Origin of the sequence: Winogradskyella thalassocola, from assembly GCF_900099995.1 — a bacterium.
GTDB lineage: Bacteria > Bacteroidota > Bacteroidia > Flavobacteriales > Flavobacteriaceae > Winogradskyella > Winogradskyella thalassocola.
The window spans coordinates 46,371-67,425 of record NZ_FNCZ01000006.1 but is presented as its reverse complement, the minus strand read 5'-3'; the positions used below and the strand labels follow the sequence as shown (position 1 = coordinate 67,425).

Below are 21,055 nucleotides of genomic sequence, written 5' to 3'. Positions count from 1 at the left end.
ATGATAACCACTGATTTTTCTTATAATTGATTTCATACATCCTAACCATTTCTGAAATTTTACAAGACTACAGAATTGGTTGATAAATACTTATATTTTGAATAGAATAAACCAAAAATTAAACGAAAGCCATAAGCTATTATCTATATATTTTACAGCCGGCTATCCAAATACAAACGATACGGTTACCATTATTGAACGCTTAGAAAAAAGTGGTGTCGATATGCTAGAAATAGGCTTACCGTTTAGTGATCCTCTAGCAGATGGCCCAACCATACAAGCCAGTTCTACGGAAGCTTTAAAAAATGGCATGACAAGCGAATTGCTGTTTGAACAACTCAAAGACATTCGGAAAACGGTTTCTATCCCCTTAATTATTATGGGGTATTTTAATCCGATGCTACAATATGGTGTTGAAGCCTTCTGTAAAAAATGCCAAGAAGTTGGAATTGATGGACTCATTATCCCTGATTTACCTGTAGATGTTTACCATTCGGAATACAAATCTATATTTGAAAAATATGGTTTAATTAATGTGCTTTTAATTACGCCTCAAACGTCTGAAGAACGCATTCGTTATATCGATTCTGTATCTAACGGCTTCATCTATATGGTAAGTTCTGCAAGTGTAACAGGAAGTAATTCTGGCTTCGGCAATACACAAACCGATTACTTTAAACGTATCGCAGACATGAAATTAAAAAACCCTCAAATTGTAGGTTTTGGTATTTCTAATAACGAAACCTTCAAGCAAGCCACCGCATATGGAAAAGGAGCTATAATTGGTAGTGCTTTTATTAAGTATATAACCACTAATGGTATCGATGATATTGATAAATTCATCACATCAATTCGCCCAAAGTCTTAAGCGATTTTAACATTTGACTTTTATATTTTATGAAAGCCTTGTGAGACAAAAGGTTCTTAGTTTTTTATATTATGATGAATCTAAAAAATGATAAATCATGGGAATTATAAAAGACAAAAAGAAATTTAAAACAACGAAAACTCAAACAAACCCAACAAATCCAACGGGTAATGTGAATCAAAAAACAAATGAGTTTGACATTGACAAGGAAACAATAAAAAGTCAACAGACTAAAAAGTAATTATTAAAAACAAGAAATTGTAAAGTCTATTCATATCTTTGAATAGACTTTTTTTTATGCTATGAAACTACTTAACGATTGGCGAATTATAATTCTGTTGTGTCTAACTTTAGGTTTAGCTCCATTTTTTCCGGAGCCACATATTTTAGGTAAACTAAAGTGGATTGCAGGAGGAGCAAACGGAATGACTTTAAAAGATTGGTTTGATGTGGTTTTTCACGGCTTTCCATTTATATTATTAATACGATTAATTATTGTAAAATTAACACGAAAAAATGTCGCTTAACATCGTCCTTATAGAACCCGAAATCCCAAATAACACTGGCAATATTGGTCGTTTAGCTTTAGCTTCAGGGTCAAAATTACATTTAGTAAAACCATTTGGATTTGAAATTGACGATAAACGCTTAAAACGTGCAGGACTCGATTACTGGCAACATTTAGAAGTTATCTATTACGATAATATCGACGATTTCTTCTCAAAAAACAAAGACTCCAAAATGGTGTTTCTATCTAGTCATGGCACAAAATCGCATTGGGATATTACCTTTGAAAAGGATATGTTTTTAGTTTTTGGCAAAGAATCTGTGGGCTTACCAAAACCCTTGTTAGAAAAGTGTTCATCACAATTATTCAAAATACCGTTGTATAGCGAATCTATACGAAGTCTCAATTTAGCCAACGCTGTTGGCATTATTGTATATGAAGGGTTAAGACAAATCAAATAGTGTCTTGAACATAAAAGCCACTTTCCTTATAATTCAAGTCTAAATAGTACGAGATCTGATTCAAGAATAATTAAGATTAGTTCGAATTAAAAAAAATTAAATTCTGATAAATAAAAAAACGTAATACACATCCGTTCTAAATGGTTTTTGTAACTTTTCCTGAATTAAAACCTAAACATTGAAACACTCAAAAACCTATAATTTTTTCTCTGAATTTGCTCAAATCACCCTTGGGATTATCTTAGCCAGTATTGGTTTAAAAGCCTTTTTGTTACCCAATGGTTTTATGGATGGAGGCGTTACAGGTATAGCGCTTTTGGTTAACAGAGTAATTGGAGTAGACATTTCATTACTCTTAGTCATCTTCAGTTTACCCTTTTTAATTTTGGGTTATTATACGGTTTCGATACGAATTGTTATAAAATCTATACTTAGTATCCTTGCCTTTGCTTTGTTAATTCATTTTGGAAATTATGATACCATTACGGATGACAAACTACTTATCTCCATTTTTGGAGGTCTATGTTTGGGTGGTGGTATTGGCATTGCCATTAGAAATGGATCCGTCTTAGATGGCTCAGAAATTTTAGGAATCTACCTTAATGATAAATTTGGACTTAGTATTGGTAGAGTCATCCTTATGTTTAACATTATATTATTCAGTATTACCGCAATGGTGGTTTCAATGGAAGTTGCGCTTTACTCCATTCTTACATACATCGTTACAGCAAAAGTAACTGATATGACCATTGAAGGTTTTGAAGATTTTATTGGTGTCACTATAGTTTCTAATGAATACGCAGACATTAAGCATGCCATTATGATTGAATTAGGTGTGGGCCTAACCACTTACAAAGGTTCTAAAGGCTTTGGAAGTAATGGACCTCAGCAAGATTTTGATATTATTCACACCATTATTAATCGTATCGACATCAAAAAAATGCATCGCATCATTGAAGACATAGACGAAAATGCTTTTATCGTTGAGTTTGATGTGAACAATGTTAAAGGTGGTGTTTTGCGCCACTATCTCGACAAGAAAAAAGGTAAGACTTTAGGTGGCAAATTATAAACTACCTGAAAACTTTAGGACACTATAAAGCAAAAAAAAAGGATGATAAAATCAATCCTTCTTATTCTTTTTTAAATAGTCTAAATACATATTTTCAACCTTAGTTCTTGCCCAAGGTGTACGCCTTAAAAACTTTAAACTCGATTTTACAGATGGATTATCCGTAAAACAGCGAATGTTGATTTGATAGCCCATGTATTCCCAACCATAATGCGCTTGCAGTTCTGTTATGATCTGTTCTAATTTTACTCCGTGAAGTGGGTTATTGGGTTGGCTTAACATTTAGTTTTCAATTAATTCCTTAATCTTAACTGCTTTTTCAAAATGATCTAATTGGTGTGTTTTAATCCACCAGGTAGCGGCTTCCATTAATAATTCTGGATTGTCATTTTTGTTTTTAAAAAATGCATAGAAGGAAATGCCAACATTAGTGCCTTTTTGGGCGATCTTTTTATCGCAAACCTCTATGATTTTATCTTTTAGATTAGGAGTCATATCACTATAATTTCTTTCAACCAACAGATTACTTCGTCATGCTTCCTCGCAATGACGTTAGCGACTAACGTCTACTATCGTTATTTCTATTACGGCTTCTACTTTTATTTCGGTCTGAACTCGAACTTTTAGACTTTCCTGAGTTTCCCGAATTTTTATTATTAGAACCTCTACCACGACCTTGATTTCTATTCTGACCTGGTTTTATCGGTTCTGTTGAAGCATTAGGATCTGGTTCGAAACCTTCAAGGATTTCAACTTCAATCTTCATAGCAATCAACTTCTCAATATCACGTAAAAAAGTCGTTTCATCTGCACTTACTAAAGAAATAGCTTCTCCACTAGCTCCTGCTCTACCTGTTCTACCAATTCTGTGAACGTAGTCTTCAGAAATATTAGGCAATTCAAAGTTAATAACATGTGGTAATAATGGGATATCTAAACCTCTTGCTGCAATATCTGTTGCCACTAAAACTCTAACCGATCCGTTTTTGAATCCAGCTAATGCTTTTGTTCTCGCTCCTTGACTTTTATTTCCATGAATCGCTGCAGCTGTAATACCAGAACTAATCATCTTTTTACAAAGCTTATTAGCTCCATGTTTTGTTCTATTAAAAACGAGAACTTGTTTCCAATTTCCTTCTGTAATCAGTTTAATGATTAAATCTGTTTTTTTACCTTTTGCAACTCTGTAAACCTTTTGTTGAATAACCTCAACAGCTGTATTTTCTGGTGTCGCTTCAACTTGAATAGGATTATTAAGAATTGAATACGCTAATTTCTTAATATCTTTAGAAAACGTTGCCGAGAACATAAGGTTCTGACGTTTAGCTGGCATAAGTTTCATAACGCGTTCTATATCGCGCAAAAAACCCATATCTAACATACGATCGGCTTCGTCCAAAACAAATATCTCTACCTTATTTAAAGATAAAACTCCTTGGTTTTCTAAATCGATTAAACGTCCTGGTGTTGCGACCAAAACATCGACTCCTTGACTCAATTTATTAACTTGTGGTTTCTGATTGACTCCTCCAAAAATAACCGTACTTCTAATATTTAAAAACTCACTGTATTCTTTAACATTAGCATAAACTTGCGCTGCTAACTCACGTGTAGGCGTTAATATTAAAGCTCTAATTGGTCTGTGCCTTTGCTCTCTTGTATCGCTAGATAAAAGGTGAAGCAGCGGTAATGTAAAACCTGCTGTTTTTCCGGTTCCGGTTTGAGCTGATGCTAAAACGTCTTTTCCTTCTAATACAGGAGGAATGGCTTTTGCTTGAATTGGTGAAGGTGTTTCGTATCCTTTTTTCTGGATAGCTTGAAGTAAAGGCTCAGATAAGCCCAATGATTTAAATGACATAAATAGTGTTTATGAAGCAAACTCTATTTATTTAGGTCACTCCTTTAATTTGGTGCAAAGTTACGGCTATTTTAAGCCTGACTCTAAAAAAATGCTTATTATATTCTAAACCCTATGAATTCTTGCGTTCCTGTAACTTAGTTAACGGACTAGTATCACGGTTTTTAAAACCATGAATAGCACTACTAATTATTAGTATAGCGGCACTCACAAATGCCACGTACATCAGTGTTTCTTTATTAAGCTTATTGGCATTTCCTATACCAATTAATGCCCAAGCACCAACAAGTGCAAACTCTCGCATATTACGTTTCCAAGTTACTACTAAATTTATAACCACAGCAATGGCGATGAGTGCAATAGTCCAAGTAACATCAGATAATCCAAAACCATCCCAACCAATTTTTACTAAATATGTTGAAACATTAGCAATACTAGCCACAGTTACCCAACCCGAATACATCACAAAAGGCCACCAAACAAAAGCAATAATTGGTAATGGCTCGTCATCTAATTCCATTCTGTTGTTGACTATAATCTTTAATAATGAAAACAGTAATAAGAAAATAAAAATACAAGAAACGGCTGTATATTCATAAATCCAAGCGAATACCCAAAGTGAATTAAATAAACACGAGAGCATAAACCACCAACCTGTTCTCAGTACAACATCGTCATTCTTTACGTTTTTAAATAAGCTTCGACCTTGATAAACAGCAAAACCTATTAGCAGCAAATAAATTAGCCCCCAAATGGCAAACGTATAACCTGCAGGCGTAAACAAGGATCTATAACTATTAGACACTTCACCAATAGTGGTATTATTTAAGGCCCCTGTATTAGAGAGATAATTGATAAATATGGTTAAAACTAGAGCTATTATATTTCCAATTTGAAGCGTCTTTTTCATGGTTTAATTTTTCTCTAATTTAAGACTTATGACGCATTAGATTGACTTATTCTCGCCATTCTTTAACGTAAATGAAATATATAAAGCTTGTTAAGCGCTCTTAATCAAACTTTAAAAATGTTAAACTATTAGATTTCTCATGACACTTTCATGGTTTTTAGAAAATTATTCAACTTGAAGAATTCATGTATATTAGCTGTTAGAGAAACACCCATGAATAAAATTTAATTATGAAAACACTACTCTTTTTTTTACTCGTATTACCACTAACACTCTTAGCACAAGAACAAACCAATTCAGAAAAATTTTGGGAACAACTCAAATCACATTGTGGTAACGCTTACGAAGGTGAAATCACAGAAGGCGGCAAAGAAGGTGATGGATTTACAGGTGAGAAATTAGTAATGCATGTACGTTCTTGTGACACTAACGATATTAGAGTTCCGTTTTTTGTAGGTGAGAACAAATCGCGTACTTGGGTTTTACATATGAATGATGAAAAAATAATTCGATTAAAGCACGATCATAGACATGAAGACGGATCGGAAGAAGATTTAACCCAATATGGCGGCACAAGTGCAAATAAAGGTTTAGCCAATTTACAAATGTTTCCTGCCGATGCACACACTTCAGAAATATTACCAGCCGCCTCTACCAATATTTGGTGGTTTACAATAGATGAAACAAGCCTAACTTATAACTTACGTCGTTTAGGTACTGATCGTTTATTTACGGTTCGTTTTGATTTAACTAAAACTATTGAAACGCCAGATGCTCCATGGGGAACTGAGGATTAAAAACTAGCGAGTACTAAAACAAAAAACACCTCTTTAGTTTTATAAAGAGGTGTTTTAGTAAAATACGAATATCTATTTTTCTGTTTATAATTCTTTTTTAAGGTCTTCAATGGTTTTAGCCATTACAACACCAGGTAATTTTATTGGGGCTGCAACTTCTGCTAAAAATGTTCCTTTAACTTCTCCTGTTTTGTAGGTTGTAAAGCCAATACGGTACAAACCAGCAGTTAAAGCTTTTGTAGGACTGCCCACTTCACTTTTATATCTTAATAAAGAATTGTAACTGCTTCCACTAGGTTGCTTAGGCATTTCACTATTATCATCATTACTAGCAAGGGTTGTCCAAGTAGCGCTTTTAGCACCCTCTTCAGTAACACCTTCTTTTGTAAAAATAGTAGAACGCTCTAAAGTAATATAAGTATCAAAATAATCGCTTGAAGACGCATTTTCTGTATACTCATCAGATGCGATGGCATCTTTAACTTTTGTTTTAGCAACAGGAGATAGCATTCTTACTCCAAGTTCTGGTGCTACAGCAGGAACCCATAAATAAATGTAATAGAATTTTTTACCATCTACAATTTCATCTTCGTTGCCTGCAGAGGCATATCCTAAATACGATATTACATCTGTGTATGGTACTTTAATGGTTTTTGGTCCCACTTTCTTCTCAACTGAACTTCCAAACTTTTTTAATTTTTGAGCTTCTGCGTTAAATACACAACAGAAAGCAAATACTGATAATACTACTAATTTAATTTTCATAATTTTTAAGTGATTTTGATTATTTAAAGACATTCGTTATTTTATTATTTTAATTCAAAAGAGACAGATACAACGTGACTTCGTGAGGTTGAAGTCCCGTAACTTTGAATATACTGAGTACTTACATTTTGATCGACAATAGAAACAATTTCTCCAATAGTTTTATTCAATTCCTTAGCTAAAGCGTTTGCTTTTTCTTTGGCATTATCTATTGCTTTTTTTGAAAGATCTACTAACTGCTGGTTGGTTAATTTCTTAGCTTCTACCTCCGTATTAACAACAGACATTCCTGCTGACTTTAACTTTGATAATTTTCGAACATCTTCCTTATTTGATGTTTTGAAGTGGTAATATTCCGACGCTCTGTTTTGTGAATACGCCATTGCAAACTCATAGTATGTATTTCTAGTAAACTGGCTAAATTCGATTCCTGAAGCTTCTAATTTTTGGATGTAATTCTTTTTAACTTCATCCAAAGAGGTTACTTCTACTTCACCTTGTCCTTCATAAACAAGTACTTGCTGTAAAGCGATTAGAACGATATAACTATCGTCATCAACTATTGTTTCTGTTTCACCAACCACAGTAATTGTGTTTTTGTGTTCTTGGGCTATTAATGGCACTGTGAATAACAATGCCATTAAAAAGATAATTTTTTTCATGTATTAATCTAATTTGAAATTTTCAGAAGAAAAGGATTGAAGCAACAATCATCCATCCACCAACAAACAACCCTACAATACCAAGCTTTCCTTGTTTTGGAGCTAGTTTCTCTCTAAGAGCTATAGCTTTTTCTTTTGCAGCGTCATTTTTAGATAAAACGTATTTATTAATAAGGCTAAATCCTAGCATAAATCCTAGAACAGCTTGTACAATACTTCCTGCTAATAATGTTACCCACCAGATAGGGAATGTTGTCAACCAGCCTAAGTTTAAAATGGAAAAAATAATACCCCAAACACCATAAAAACATAAAATAAGTCCGATCCAACCTTGGTAAGGTTCTATTTTTTCTAACAACTCTTTTGCGTTAGGTTTTTTTGATAATAATAAAGAAGGTACTGCGATGATGCTTAATAAAATAAGTGTAATTCCGAAAGTCATAATTTTGTTTTTAATGGTTAAAGTTTGTTTGTTTTTGAAATAGAAACACATTTCGTTTTTTTTTGATGTTTCTTATTTTCTTATGCAAATTTATACCAATAGCTACCTTGATTTAACCCCGTTTTTAGTGAAAAACAATACCCTGTAAACAGGGTATTAAATCACAACTAACTAGAAATAAGTGAGTTATGTGCATTTTGAGTTTGTGTGTTTTTAGATAAAATCCCTTTAGTCATAAAACCTATTTTAAGAATGTATTTATATTGAAATTCTAACGAGCTAATGCTTACTTAAGCAACAAAATTATTAGTCATAAAAAAAGGCTCTATTATAAAATAGAACCTTTGTATTAAACTGATGATAGTATATTTATGTTACGACGACACATAACCTTTTTTAATAGCGTATTTGGTAAGTCCGGCGAGGTTTCTAACATTCAATTTAGTAACTAGGTTTTTTCGGTAGCTTTCAATCGTGTGCTTACTTAAAAACAGCTGATCTGCGATTTCTTGAGTGGTAAATTCTTCTGCAATAAGCGAGATGACTTCTACTTCTCGTTTGGTTAGTTTAACTTCCTTTTCTTTATTCTTTTCAAATTTATTTTGAAGGTAGATATCTTTAATTTCCTTAGAGAAATATTTTTCACCTCCTAAAATGGTTTCTATCGCTTTTAAGAATTCTTCTTTTTGCGCATTTTTCTGAAGATACCCATCTACATTATTTTCAATAAGACTATCTATGATTTCTGGTGTGTTGTGCATACTAACCACCAATGTCTTTATTTTTCTATCCGTATTCTTTATCCACTTATTTAAAGTAATACCATCCACTTCTGGCATAGTAACATCAGTAATTACAAGATCTATTTTTTCTTCCGTATTTATAGAAATATACTTTTGAACATGGCCGCCATGCTTTGCCGTAAATAGAATATTGTAATTGCTTTCTGTATTAAGAATACTTAATAAACCATCTAAAAACATTTTGTGATCGTCGGCTATAATGAGGTTATGCTTCATTTATTTATGCTTTTAGTGGAATTTCTATATTAATATTGGTACCTCTGTTGGGTTTAGAATCGATATGTAATATACCGTTATAAGTTTCTACCCTATTCTTTATATTCGTTAAGCCTATGCCTAATGTAATTATTGATAAATCAAAGCCAATACCATCATCTTCATAAACAAAAAACAAACATTCATTTAAAAAGTCTAACTGTATATCTATAGTATTTGCTTTTGCGTACTTAAGTGTATTGGTTGCTAATTCTTGAAAAATTGAAAACAATTCGTTTTGCAAAATCTTACTTAGTGTATTGATTTTTTCTTCGTCGTAAAATGAAAGGTTAATGGTTATTTCACTTGCCTCTTCAACGGTGTGGATGTATTCTTTAATTAAAAAAACAAAATCGTTCTCTCTAATTTTTTTAGGCAACAGGTTATGTGATAAATTTCGTACTTGCTCATAAGTATCATCTAACTGACTATAGATTAATTTTAATTTATCTGGCTGATTATAAAGCTGACTGAATTGTAATTTTATAGCCGCTAAATTACCACCAACACTATCGTGCATTTCTTGAGCTATTTTTTTACGCTCTTGATCTTGACCTCTAACAGATGCTTTAATTAACTTTAATTCTTGATCTTTTTTTAATGAAATGACTTGCTGCTCATTAATCTCTTTTTCTTTTAGATTAAGTAAGCTCTGTGCTTGTAATTTTTGATAGTAAATAACTAAAAGTCCAACAATAGGAATTAATAGAATAAAAAAAGCAACGAGAACAATGTATTTAATGGTCTTCTCTCTATCTAACTCTACAGCTTTTAACGCTTCTTTCTCTTTAAGTAATGCAATTTCGTTTTTACGTTTTTCAACACCATTTTGTAATTGTAAAACCTGATTTTCATTTTGTTTTGCAATTATAGCTTCTTGAAGTTTATACTTTTCTATATCTGCATCCTTGTTCTTAATATTTAAACTCTTATTAAGATTTTCTATCTGTAAGACTTTTATCGTTTTCTCTTTTTCAAGCGTTTTAAATTTAACTTCTAAATTGTTAATCTCTTGTTGCCTTTGCGAATTCTCAATAGAATCTTTTATCTGGTAATAGTATTTTCCATAGTTATATGCACTGCGATCATCCCCTTTTCGAAGTGAGAGTTTTTCTAACATAAGATAGCTATTCATCTCAATATCTAAATTACCCAAATTGACAGCTTTAATTAAGGTATTAGAAAAAATTAAAAGGGCTTCATTATTTCTTTCTTCATTGAATAGTACAGTACCTATTTTACCTAAAATGATGAGTTCTAAATTATAGGATCTGGTGTCATTACTTATTTCTTTTGCTTCGTAGAATGCCGAAAGTGCTTTATCTGTTTCTCCTTTACCTAAATAATTATCTCCTATATTAATAATAACATTTACTAAGGCTTGTTTTTTATGAGTATCCTTCTCACAGATCTCTTTTGCTTTCTGTAAATACGCATTTGATATTTCGTATTTGGAAAGCGACGAATAGATAGACCCTAAATTGATGTAACTTCCCAAAATAAGTTCGTCATCCTTAGAAAATTTAATACATTTTTCAAAAAGTTCTAAGGCTTCTTCCGTTTTACCAAGAGTAACATAAGTACTAGCTAATCCGTGTAAATGTGTATAATATAGGTTTGTTTCATTATGTTTTTCACTGAGTTCAGCTCCTTTGATATGCCACTTTTTACTTTCTTGATATAAGCCTTTGTTTTTGTTATTTAAAGCCAATAATTGGTAAGATAATATGGTTAATCTAACGCCTAAAGAGTCGTTAACGTTCTTTTTACTATTTAGTGCTTGATGCGTGTAATAAATAGACGAATCTATAGCAACATATTTATTATGGTAGTAAGCCAATAATAAATTGGTATTCGTTATTGCTTTATTTGATTTAAAAGTGCGCAAAGATTTGTGGGCTTCCCGATATGCTTTGGTTTCAGAACCATTATTAAAATAGTAAAAAAGCTGATCTACTTTTTTATTTTCACTTTCAACTACAGGAGTTGTTTGCGCCATACAAAGTGAAGTGTAACACAACATGAGAAAAACAAAAATGTTTTGGGGCTTAATAAACATGCACAAATTTAGGGATAGTAGAACTTGTATTCATCCCCGAAAACAGGGGTTTATAAATTTTATCAACTTAGTTTTAGATTGGAAGTGTTTAGAGCACTTTATATCATAATATCACAGGAGTCAAAATAATTCAATGCAACACTTTAAATGCAAACTAAAGCGCAGACAACATACGCTCAACCTCAACAATGGTTGCTCCGTAAAGTTTTCGGTTTGGTTTCGTTAAGCGTTTTGATTCTGTTGAGATTTCTTCTAATAGTTCCTTTCCTTCTGAAGTTCTATTGTTTTCTAAATAAAATTTAGCAAGCTCCAACCGTTCTGCATAATTAGAATACGGTCTGTCTACTTGTATTAATTGGACTTCAGCTTCATCCGTTCTTCCCAATTCTTTTAAGGATAAACCATAACAAAATTGTTGTTTTGAACCTTTAAATTCTGATTTATCTTTAATGTATTCAGCCTGTTCAATGACTGCGCTATAATCCTTAAGCTGAAAATAACACAACATCAAATTCTGCCTTGCATATAAATCATCTTGAACTGTATCTTCTAGGGTTTTCTTGTAGTTGACAATAGCATTAGGAATATCTTTATTTATAAAATAAGCATCAGCTAATTCAATTCTATTAGTGTACGTATCAACGAATTCAATTTTCTTTTCTAAATCTTTAATTTTCTTGGTCGGATTAAGAACAGTTGTTATTTCTTCCTGAATTTTTTCAGCATCACTTTTGTTAAACATCTGAGTGACGATATAAATCAAAGATCCAATGGCAGGAATAAAAAAGATCAAAAAATACCAATAATAAGGTTTGCTGTTTTTATAGGCGTGATATAAACAATACACCTGAACAACTATAAGTAAGTAATACATAAATCCAATTTAAGGCCCTAAAGATCTGTTTTATCTCGTAAAAACCAATTCATTTCCTGAAGATAACTCTTCACTAAATCCGTAATTATCGTAATTAAATCCCTTAATATCATCAATGGTTTTTGCATCCGTGTCAATAATATATCTCGTCATTAATCCTCTAGCTAATTTTGCAAAGATGGCTATGATTTTATATTTATCATTTTTAAACTCTTTGAAGGCTACATTTATTACAGGGACTTTTAAGGCTTTTGTATCTATGGCTTTAAAATACTCTTGACTTGCCAAATTGAGGAAAATTTCGTCGTCTCCTAACTCCTCATTTAATGCTTTAGTGACTTTCTTTTGCCAAAATTTATATAGATTTTTGTTTTTACCAATAGGCATTTTTGTACCCATTTCTAAGCGGTAAGGTTGTATTAAATCTAACGGTTTTAATACACCATATAATCCTGATAAAATTCTGACAGTATCTTCAACCTTATCTAATTTACTAGGATCTATAGAATAAGCATCTAACCCTCTATAGACATCACCACTAAATGCATAGATGGCTTGTCTTGCGTTATCTTTTGTAAAGGGTAATTCCCATTCTTGATTACGCTCGTAATTCAGTTGCCCCAAATTATCTGAAATATGCATCAATTGGGATAAACTCTTAGCCGATTTCTTTTTTAATACTTTATTTAAACGTTCTGCTTCATCTAAAAAAACACCTTGAGTTGTTTTAGTTGTAGGCAGTTCCGTTTCGTAATCTAAAGATTTTGCTGGTGATAATACTAGTTTCATAGTTAACGTCCTGCGAAAACAGGAATCTCATTAAAAGTTAAACAATTTTCTTTCTCATTGTAAAAATACAATGTAAATGAACGAGTTTCAAATATTAGTGAGAACTAATCTTGATAGTGATATAACGAATGTCTATTTAAAATTTCGGCTTAGAAATTAATCCACGTGCTTAGCGTAATGTCTCCACTTTTCTATACATTTTGAAATATCATCAGGAACTTCAGATTCAAATCTCATGAATTCATTTGTAGTTGGATGCACAAACCCTAAAGTTCTGGCATGTAAAGCCTGTCGCGGTAAGATCTTAAAACAATTATCTACAAACTGCTTGTACTTTGTAAACGTTGTACCTTTTAAAATACGTTCGCCACCATAGCGTTCGTCATTGAAGAGTGTATGACCAATATGCTTCATGTGCACACGGATTTGATGCGTACGACCGGTTTCAAGCTTACAGCTCACTAACGTTACATAACCCAAACGTTCTATAACTTTATAATGAGTAACAGCTGGCTTACCTTGTTCTTCTTCATCATCTAAGAATACAGTATTTTGTAATCTATTTTTTGGATGACGACCAATATTACCTTCAATAGTGCCTTCCTCTTCTTCCATATTTCCCCAAACGAGTGCAACATATTCGCGCTCACTTGTTTTCTTGGCAAACTGATTAGAGAGATGTGCCATGGCATGTTCGGTTTTAGCAACCACTAATAAACCACTGGTATCTTTATCGATTCTATGAACCAACCCTGGTCTTTCACTTGAGTTGTTCGGTAGATTTTCAAAATGAAAAATAAGTGCATTTATTAAGGTCCCAGAATAATTTCCATGTCCTGGGTGCACTACCATACCTGCGGGCTTATTAACCACCAACAAATCATCATCTTCGTAAACTACATCTACAGGAATATCTTCTGCGACCAGAAGGTTCTCATGAGGAGGATGTTCAAACTTAACTGTAATATAATCGTTAGGTTTTACCTTGTAATTGGATTTTACTGGCACATCATTCACAAAAATACTACCGTCTTTTGCCGCGGCTTGAATTTTATTTCGTGTTGCGTTTTCAATAAAATTCATTAAGTATTTATCGATACGAAGTGGCTGTTGACCTGCAACAACTCTAAACGCGTGATGTTCGTATAATTCGTTTTCTTCTTCGTCTGAAATATCAGGAATGTTTGGCATTATTTTATATTATAGTTTACCGTTACCTAATACCAAGTCTATCTTAGATGTTAAGGGTAATAATGTACCTGGCTGTAACGTCTTTCCTTTATGAGACATAGAGATAACCCCCTCACCAATAGCATCTTTATAGGTTATTTCACCTATTTCAAATTCTAATGCCTCTAATTGTGGCTTGGCTTGTCTAAAAGTACGTTTTAAAATATTTGGCACTTCAACCTTACGATACCCAGAAGGGTTTAAGATTAAATAAATTTTTCGATTTTCCTTTACATGCGATCCTGCGATTGGATTTTGTTCAATAACAGAATACTTAGGATATTTAGGATTATAATTAGCTGAATCTTGTATTTCCATAGCTAAATCATGATCCTTTAATTCTATACCAACAGTTTCTAAAGATTTCCCTTTTAAATCTGGCACCACTACAAATTCGCCATGATTAGTAGTTACATCTAACCATTTTAGAGCAATAAAACCTAATACTACTATGGCTACAAGGGCTAATGCCAATTGTTTAAAAAACACTTTACTGGTAAGAAACTTTACAAAACTCATATGCTAATAATTGTTGACAAAACTAAGAAATAATAACGACACAAAAATAAAATACGTATGAATTAGAGAATTAGATTATTGAAAATAAATGATACTTTTACACAGTGGCATTTTTAAACTAAATAATGAAGAAAAATATTGCAATTATAATGGGAGGGTATTCTAACGAATATAAGATTTCCCTTTTGAGTGGTAACGTGGTTTACAACACTCTCGATACAGATAAATACAATGCTTATCGCATTCACATTTTTGAAGATAAATGGGTTTTTGTCAATGATATGGACGAAGAGTTTCCCATAGACAAAAATGATTTTTCGGTTTTAGTGAATGAAACCAAAATACAGTTTGATTGTGTTTTTAATGCTATTCACGGTTCACCTGGTGAAGATGGTTATATGCAAGGCTATTTTGAATTATTAAATATGCCTCAAACCAGTTGCTCCATGTACCAAGCAGCACTAACGTTTAATAAACGAGATTTATTAGCCACTTTAAAACCTTACGGCATAAAAACCGCTGAAAGCTATTATCTCAATTTTGGTGACATCATAAATGAAGACGCCATAGTTGCAAAAGTTGGACTACCATGTTTTGTAAAAGCCAATAAAGCTGGTAGTAGTTTTGGAATCTCTAAGGTCTATAAAAAGGAAGATTTACAAGCAGCAATTGAAAACTCATTTAAAGAAGACAATGAAATTATTATTGAGCAGTTTTTAGATGGTGTTGAAGTTTCTGTTGGTGTGATTTCGTATAAATCTGAAACCGTCGTTTTGCCTATTACAGAAATCGTTTCTGAAAATGATTTCTTTGATTATGAAGCTAAATATCTCGGTAAATCACAAGAAATTACTCCGGCACGCATATCTGAGGATTATGCCAATAAAGTGAGAACCGAAGCAAAAAAAATATACGAAACTTTAAAAATGAAAGGCTTTTCTAGAAGTGAATTTATTTTTAAAAATGATGAACCTTATTTATTGGAAGTAAATACCGTTCCTGGTTTAACCAAAGAAAGTATATTACCACAGCAAGCTACAGAAGCGGGTATAAGTTTGAAAGACTTATTTGGAAATGCCATTGAAGAAGCTTTGACTAAATAATAATTATATTTGAAATAACATAAGTCTCCAACATGCATAACGGAGACTACAAAACCTTTTTGATGAAAAGAGCACTATTTCCTGGTTCATTTGACCCAATAACGAACGGTCATTTTGATATTATACAACGTGGCATTAAATTGTTTGATGAAGTGGTTGTTGCTATTGGTATCAATGCTGAAAAAAAATATATGTTTTCTTTAGAAGAACGAAAAGCATTTATTGAAGACTCCTTTAAAGACGAACCTAAAGTAAAAGTAGTAACCTACAAAGGTTTAACAATTGATTTTTGCAAAGAGATTGATGCCGAATTTATATTAAGAGGACTAAGAAATCCTGCTGATTTTGAATTTGAAAAAGCCATAGCACATACTAATAGAAAACTCTCTAAAATTGAAACTGTATTTTTATTAACAGCTTCTAGAACCTCTTTTATCTCATCTTCTATTGTACGAGATGTTATTAGAAATAATGGTGACTATACCGTTTTGGTACCCGATAGTGTAAGAGTAAAACGCTAAATTAACCATAGATTATACAGCACAAAAAAACTCAAACCTATATTAGATTTGAGTTTTTTTTATGGTTTATATTTTAGTTTTATAACTCGTATATAAATTGTAATACCACAACTTCCTGATCTACGGATCCTTGATTATAGGTTGTAGAACCACTAGTAGGATAATCGTTAGCATTGTACAAATAGGCACTAGTAAAATCATCAGAAAAATCAGCACTACTTGTATTAATATAACTTAATATATTGTTTACATAAGTATCTCGTCCAAGTAGTTCAAATACATTCCTTTGATGGATATTTCTAAATGGATTATTTTTAGAATCATAGGTATAACTATAATCTTCGTCACCTTCTTCGTGCTCTTCAGCTAAACGATTACCCAATATGTTATAAGTATAGGTATACGTGTTGCCTCCAAACTCGTCCATTGTTATAGTGCCATTGGCATTGTAAGTAAATTCATTTACCTGAGCTGAACTTGACCCATAGGTATAAGACTCCTTTATTAATCGATTATTACTATCATATTCTAACTCTGTTTCAGAGACTAAAACATCATCTTCATATTCCTCAATTGTAGTTAATAAATCATCGGTATAAATGAAGACTTCACTGTAACCATCAGAATCAGATACTCCAACCAATTTATCATCTAAATAGGAAAAATTGGTAACTAAGTCTTCTCCATCATCAGTCTCAATTAAAGTTTTTAGAAAAACACCATCTGTAGGAGGATTATCGATAGTATCAGTTTCGTTATCTGAGCAAGAACTAAGAATGAAACCAAAAGCGCAAAAAATAAAAATTAGTTTTTTCATATTGAATTTTATATTTAGACTACGAAAATAACAATAAACAAGGAAACCCTATATAAGATTATTACGTCTCGCTTTTTGCACAGCCTCGAGCTTATTATGTACTTGTAGTTTTCGATATATGTTTTCAATATGCTTTCTTATGGTTCCTGTAGAAAGTATAAGATTATCTGCAATGGCATTATAACTTAATCCTTTACTAAGGTGTTCTAAAACATCGACTTCGCGATCTGTTAGCTTTATAGTTTCTAAATCTTGCTTGTCTTCTGCGACAAACGGATTGCGTAATAATTTTAAAGTTTTTAAGGCAATTGAAGGATTCATGGCGGCTCCACCATTTAAGGTTTCTACGATGCCCGAATGTAAATCAGCTGCATTAATTTCTTTTAGCAAATAACCATCTGCTCCTGCTTTAATAGCATTAAAAATGTTTTCGTCATTATCAAAAACGGTGAGCATAATAATTTTAATGTGTGGATACTTTTGCTTTACCTTTTCTGTAGCTTCAATACCGTTCATAATTGGCATTTCGATATCCATTAAAATTAAATCGAGATTATGATTTTCGTCTAGTTTCTCTAATGCATCTACACCATTCATCGCTGTAAATTTCACTTGTAAATCTTCAAAGAAAGACAACTTCTCTTCTACCGTTTTTATTAAAAAGGTATTATCATCTACAATAGCAATTTTTATTTTCATCTGTTATTATTATCATAATTTTGAATATCTTATTTTAGCATAGTAAACTCAACACAAGGTATTCCGAATTACAATTTTAGCGTTATAATTGTCCCTTTACCTTCATTAGATTCTATAATCAAAATTCCATTTATTTCAGTCGCTCTTTTTTTCATATTTTGAATACCGTTACCTAATTCTACTGTAGTTTCATCAAATCCTTTTCCATTATCTGAAATTACTATTTCCAATTTATCATCTATTTCCTTAATGGATAAATTGATGTTTTTGGCTTCTGCATATTTAAGAGCGTTATTAATCGCTTCTTGAATTATTCTATAAATATTCATGCCTTCAACGGATGAAAACACAGCCTCCTTATCAACGTTATCGTCAATATGTAAGTGAAAACTTATATTATGTGCCGCCAAATTCGCAGTATCAATAAAATTTGAAATTCGTATTTGAAGATCTTCAAACGTAATCTCATTTTTATTCATGGCCCAAATGGTATCTCTTAATTCATAAATTGTGGTCGTGGTAAATTCACTTATATGGACTAATTTCTGACTTAGTTTTTCTGGAAGCTTAAAACCATATTTCAAATTATCCAAAGATGAAATTATAAATGTAAGCTGCGCACCTATATTATCATGAAGATCCCTAGAGATCCTTAAACGTTGTTCTTGTAATTTGCTTTGTGTTTCAATTTTTATCAACGCATCTTTCAATTCATTTTCTTTTTTCAACTGTCGATTTTTAAGTTTTTGTTGGTTATAAATTAAATATCCTAAAAGCATTAATACAATGGCTAGCGCGCTTAAACCTAATATGTAATTGTTTTTTTTACTTAAATCTAATTCCTTTTCAGCCAAATCAGCACGATGCTCTAATAGTTCCTTTTCCTTTTTTTCGGTTTGGTATTCTATTTCTAATTCGGCAATCTTACTATTAGTTCCAATATTAAGCAAACTGTCTTTTGCCTTTGAATAAGCTTTGTAGTAATCTAATGCTTTACTGTTGTTTTGCGAAGCTTCATAGTATTCAGAATAGTTAAGTAGCGAATTTTCAATTTCTGTGGCAACTTTGTAGTCTTGAGCGTATTGATAGGCACTATCTATAAACGTTTTAGACTCCGATAGTCTTTTATTTTCCATTAAAACTTGCGCTATATTGTTGAAACTCGCCGGTAAGCCAGCAAAATTTCCTATCGATTTTTCAATGCTAACCGATTGTTCAAAATAGGTTAAGGCCGAATCTACCTCTTGCATATAATAATAAACAGCACCGACATTATTTGCGGATTCTGCCATACCTTTTTTATCATCGAGATCAACTTCAATGGCCAAAGAATATTTAAAATAGTCCAACGCTTTCTCTAAATCTCCATCATTAGCATAGATAATGGCGATGTTATTATAAACCTCTGAGATGCCTTTTTTATTATTTAATGCTTCAAAAGCAGTTTTCGCCTTAAGATGATATTCAATAGCCTTATCATTTATACCCAAATAACTATAAACTAAACCTATATTATTGGTGACAGTAGCTTCTTCTTCTTTTTTATTTAAATCATCATAGATATCTAAAGCTTGTAAATAATAGGTTAAAGCATCTTCATATAAACCAAGTTGCCGTTTAGAGCGTCCAATATTATTTAATGCACTAGCTGTTAATAACGAATCTTTAGAAATAGACATGGCGGCATTTGCATAGGCTATAGCTTTTTCAAATTCTCCTAAATCTCTATAAATTAAACCCAAACCGTTTTTAGCTCTTGCGTATTCTAAAGTTTCGTTTTTAGACTTTGCAACAGCTTCAGATTGTTCAAATATTTCAAGTGCTTTTTTAGGCTGATTTTTATAAATGCTTACAGCCGAATCATTAAGTTTTTTAGCAGAATCCAGTGTTTGCCCAACACAAACAAAATTAAAGAGGAATAAAAAAACGAATAGTTTCATTACATGGTTGGTTAATTAATAGCGATATGAAGATATCATTTTTTTTAAACTAAATTGTTATTATGATTTCAGTACCAGCATTTTCAATGGAATTAATCTCCACTAATCCTCCAATACTTTGTATTCTTTTCATCATCGTATTAAGTCCATTTCCTCTAATTACAGTCGTGGTACTAAACCCTTTTCCGTTGTCCGAAATTTTAAATACTAAGTTAGACACCATTTTAATAACTTCAACTTTTATCATTGAAGCATTGGCGTGTTTTATACTATTTTGAATGGCTTCATATATAACACTATAGATATTAAAGCCTTCAACGGTTGTGAATTTTATAATTGAATCCACATTATCACCAACTTTAAATACAAATTGAATGTTAGAATCATTAAGTTTTATTTGATCTATATAATTTGAAATTCGAGCTTGTAAATCTAGAAACGTAATTTCATTTTTAGTCATAGCCCAAATGGAGTCTCTAAATTCGTAAATGGTATGTGATGTGAAACTGCTAATAATGTTGAGTTTCTCTTTTAGTTTTTCATCCTTTATATCGAAAGCATATTTTAGATTATCTAAAGACGAAATTATATAAGTAAGTTGCGCCCCAATAGTGTCGTGTAGATCTTTGGATATTTTTAAGCGTTGCTCTTGTTGTTTATTCTGAATTTCTATTTTTGACAATGCTTCTTTTAACTCCTTTTCTTTTTGACTTTGATAGTGTTTTAATTGATATTGACTGTAAATAAGGTAAGCTATTACACTTAAAATTACAATCAAGCAAAGACCACCATAAACTTGATAATTCTGTTTTTGAACTCTTAATTGCTGCTCTGCCAAGACGACTCTATCTATAAGAATTTGATCCGTATTATCTCTTGTTACATGAGCTTCAGAGACGGAAGAATATTTGCTACTTATTGTCGAATTTTCAGCAATTAAATTAGTGCTATTTACTAAAAACAATAACAAAAAAGACATCAAGTGTTTTCTGTACTTCATACAGAATTTACAATTGATGCCTCTTAAGTCATTAATTAATAGCATTACGAATATAAGATTGTTAGTGAGTGAATTAATTGTATTTAAAAATCAAGCGCAATCA

25 protein-coding genes are annotated in these 21,055 nt (G+C 32.0%); 8 read left to right on the top strand and 17 right to left on the bottom strand.

Going from position 1 to position 21,055, the window contains the following annotated elements; translation table 11 throughout:
* The first annotated feature begins 97 nt into the window (after positions 1-97).
* The 5 genes from trpA to BLT80_RS13885 all read left to right on the top strand — a co-directional run bounded on the left by trpA (position 98) and on the right by BLT80_RS13885 (position 2,909).
* Positions 98-868 (top strand): tryptophan synthase subunit alpha, encoded by a 771-nt coding sequence (gene trpA, locus BLT80_RS13900; RefSeq protein WP_092469013.1) that lies wholly within the window; start codon positions 98-100, stop codon positions 866-868.
* 97 nt (positions 869-965) lie between these two features.
* A complete protein-coding gene (locus tag BLT80_RS20140; protein ID WP_175455621.1) occupies positions 966-1,109 on the top strand; it encodes a hypothetical protein in 144 nt (47 codons plus the stop codon).
* Positions 1,110-1,170: 61 nt separating this feature from the next.
* Entirely contained in the window at positions 1,171-1,395 is a 225-nt protein-coding gene (locus tag BLT80_RS13895) for a hypothetical protein (protein ID WP_020896501.1), read from the top strand.
* Positions 1,385-1,837 (top strand): tRNA (cytidine(34)-2'-O)-methyltransferase, encoded by a 453-nt coding sequence (locus BLT80_RS13890; protein WP_092469011.1) that lies wholly within the window; start codon positions 1,385-1,387, stop codon positions 1,835-1,837. The genes BLT80_RS13895 and BLT80_RS13890 overlap by 11 nt, the downstream gene beginning before the upstream one ends.
* Before the next feature lie 178 nt (positions 1,838-2,015).
* A complete protein-coding gene (locus BLT80_RS13885) occupies positions 2,016-2,909 on the top strand; it encodes a YitT family protein (protein ID WP_245710258.1) in 894 nt (297 codons plus the stop codon).
* Between the two features lie 51 nt (positions 2,910-2,960).
* Here the strand turns inward: BLT80_RS13885 and BLT80_RS13880 are convergent, their stop codons facing one another.
* From BLT80_RS13880 to BLT80_RS13865, 4 genes are all read right to left on the bottom strand, one after another.
* Positions 2,961-3,191 carry a VF530 family protein gene (locus BLT80_RS13880; protein ID WP_092469009.1) on the bottom strand — a complete coding sequence of 77 codons (231 nt, stop codon included), beginning with the start codon at positions 3,189-3,191 and terminating at the stop codon, positions 2,961-2,963.
* The gene (locus BLT80_RS13875; RefSeq protein WP_092469263.1) at positions 3,192-3,404 is read right to left on the bottom strand and encodes a DUF6500 family protein; all 213 of its coding nucleotides are present in this window, start codon (positions 3,402-3,404) and stop codon (positions 3,192-3,194) included.
* Between the two features lie 64 nt (positions 3,405-3,468).
* Positions 3,469-4,767 carry a DEAD/DEAH box helicase gene (locus BLT80_RS13870; RefSeq protein WP_092469007.1) on the bottom strand — a complete coding sequence of 433 codons (1,299 nt, stop codon included), beginning with the start codon at positions 4,765-4,767 and terminating at the stop codon, positions 3,469-3,471.
* Between the two features lie 112 nt (positions 4,768-4,879).
* Positions 4,880-5,677 (bottom strand): hypothetical protein, encoded by a 798-nt coding sequence (locus BLT80_RS13865; RefSeq protein WP_092469005.1) that lies wholly within the window; start codon positions 5,675-5,677, stop codon positions 4,880-4,882.
* A 230-nt stretch (positions 5,678-5,907) separates the two neighbouring features.
* Between BLT80_RS13865 and BLT80_RS13860 the strand changes: the two genes are divergently transcribed.
* A complete protein-coding gene (locus tag BLT80_RS13860; RefSeq protein ID WP_092469003.1) occupies positions 5,908-6,474 on the top strand; it encodes a hypothetical protein in 567 nt (188 codons plus the stop codon).
* Between the two features lie 84 nt (positions 6,475-6,558).
* Here BLT80_RS13860 and BLT80_RS13855 read toward each other — a convergent pair whose 3' ends face one another.
* The 9 genes from BLT80_RS13855 to BLT80_RS13815 all read right to left on the bottom strand — a co-directional run bounded on the left by BLT80_RS13855 (position 6,559) and on the right by BLT80_RS13815 (position 14,872).
* Positions 6,559-7,239, bottom strand: coding sequence for a Lipl32 family lipoprotein (locus tag BLT80_RS13855; protein WP_092469261.1), 681 nt, complete (start codon positions 7,237-7,239; stop codon positions 6,559-6,561).
* Between the two features lie 44 nt (positions 7,240-7,283).
* A complete protein-coding gene (locus BLT80_RS13850; protein ID WP_092469000.1) occupies positions 7,284-7,901 on the bottom strand; it encodes an SIMPL domain-containing protein in 618 nt (205 codons plus the stop codon).
* 22 nt (positions 7,902-7,923) lie between these two features.
* The gene (locus tag BLT80_RS13845) at positions 7,924-8,343 is read right to left on the bottom strand and encodes a hypothetical protein (protein ID WP_092469259.1); all 420 of its coding nucleotides are present in this window, start codon (positions 8,341-8,343) and stop codon (positions 7,924-7,926) included.
* 374 nt (positions 8,344-8,717) lie between these two features.
* Positions 8,718-9,362 (bottom strand): response regulator transcription factor, encoded by a 645-nt coding sequence (locus tag BLT80_RS13840; protein ID WP_092468998.1) that lies wholly within the window; start codon positions 9,360-9,362, stop codon positions 8,718-8,720.
* Between the two features lie 4 nt (positions 9,363-9,366).
* Positions 9,367-11,400, bottom strand: coding sequence for a tetratricopeptide repeat-containing sensor histidine kinase (locus tag BLT80_RS13835; RefSeq protein ID WP_175455620.1), 2,034 nt, complete (start codon positions 11,398-11,400; stop codon positions 9,367-9,369).
* A 214-nt stretch (positions 11,401-11,614) separates the two neighbouring features.
* A complete protein-coding gene (locus BLT80_RS13830; RefSeq protein WP_139181080.1) occupies positions 11,615-12,334 on the bottom strand; it encodes a hypothetical protein in 720 nt (239 codons plus the stop codon).
* 30 nt (positions 12,335-12,364) lie between these two features.
* Complete coding sequence (gene yaaA, locus BLT80_RS13825) at positions 12,365-13,123, bottom strand: peroxide stress protein YaaA (RefSeq protein WP_092468992.1); 759 nt, start codon at positions 13,121-13,123, stop codon at positions 12,365-12,367.
* A 156-nt stretch (positions 13,124-13,279) separates the two neighbouring features.
* The gene (locus tag BLT80_RS13820; RefSeq protein WP_092468991.1) at positions 13,280-14,314 is read right to left on the bottom strand and encodes an RluA family pseudouridine synthase; all 1,035 of its coding nucleotides are present in this window, start codon (positions 14,312-14,314) and stop codon (positions 13,280-13,282) included.
* Positions 14,315-14,323: 9 nt separating this feature from the next.
* Positions 14,324-14,872: a PASTA domain-containing protein gene (locus BLT80_RS13815; protein WP_092468990.1), complete on the bottom strand. Its 549-nt coding sequence runs from the start codon at positions 14,870-14,872 to the stop codon at positions 14,324-14,326.
* A gap of 125 nt (positions 14,873-14,997) precedes the next feature.
* Between BLT80_RS13815 and BLT80_RS13810 the strand changes: the two genes are divergently transcribed.
* Both BLT80_RS13810 and coaD read left to right on the top strand, forming a co-directional pair.
* On the top strand, positions 14,998-15,975 hold the full coding sequence (locus tag BLT80_RS13810; RefSeq protein WP_092468988.1) for a D-alanine--D-alanine ligase: 978 nt from the start codon (positions 14,998-15,000) through the stop codon (positions 15,973-15,975).
* A 62-nt stretch (positions 15,976-16,037) separates the two neighbouring features.
* Positions 16,038-16,496, top strand: coding sequence for a pantetheine-phosphate adenylyltransferase (gene coaD / locus BLT80_RS13805; protein ID WP_092469257.1), 459 nt, complete (start codon positions 16,038-16,040; stop codon positions 16,494-16,496).
* Between the two features lie 79 nt (positions 16,497-16,575).
* On the opposite strand, the gene BLT80_RS13800 is transcribed toward coaD, so the two are convergent.
* From BLT80_RS13800 to BLT80_RS13785, 4 genes are all read right to left on the bottom strand, one after another.
* Complete coding sequence (locus BLT80_RS13800) at positions 16,576-17,313, bottom strand: hypothetical protein (RefSeq protein WP_092468986.1); 738 nt, start codon at positions 17,311-17,313, stop codon at positions 16,576-16,578.
* 48 nt (positions 17,314-17,361) lie between these two features.
* Positions 17,362-18,012, bottom strand: coding sequence for a response regulator (locus BLT80_RS13795; RefSeq protein ID WP_092468984.1), 651 nt, complete (start codon positions 18,010-18,012; stop codon positions 17,362-17,364).
* Between the two features lie 68 nt (positions 18,013-18,080).
* Positions 18,081-19,952, bottom strand: a complete 1,872-nt coding sequence (locus BLT80_RS13790) for an ATP-binding protein (protein ID WP_092468982.1) — start codon at positions 19,950-19,952, stop codon at positions 18,081-18,083.
* Between the two features lie 49 nt (positions 19,953-20,001).
* The gene (locus tag BLT80_RS13785; protein WP_175455619.1) at positions 20,002-20,952 is read right to left on the bottom strand and encodes a sensor histidine kinase; all 951 of its coding nucleotides are present in this window, start codon (positions 20,950-20,952) and stop codon (positions 20,002-20,004) included.
* Positions 20,953-21,055 lie beyond the last annotated feature (103 nt).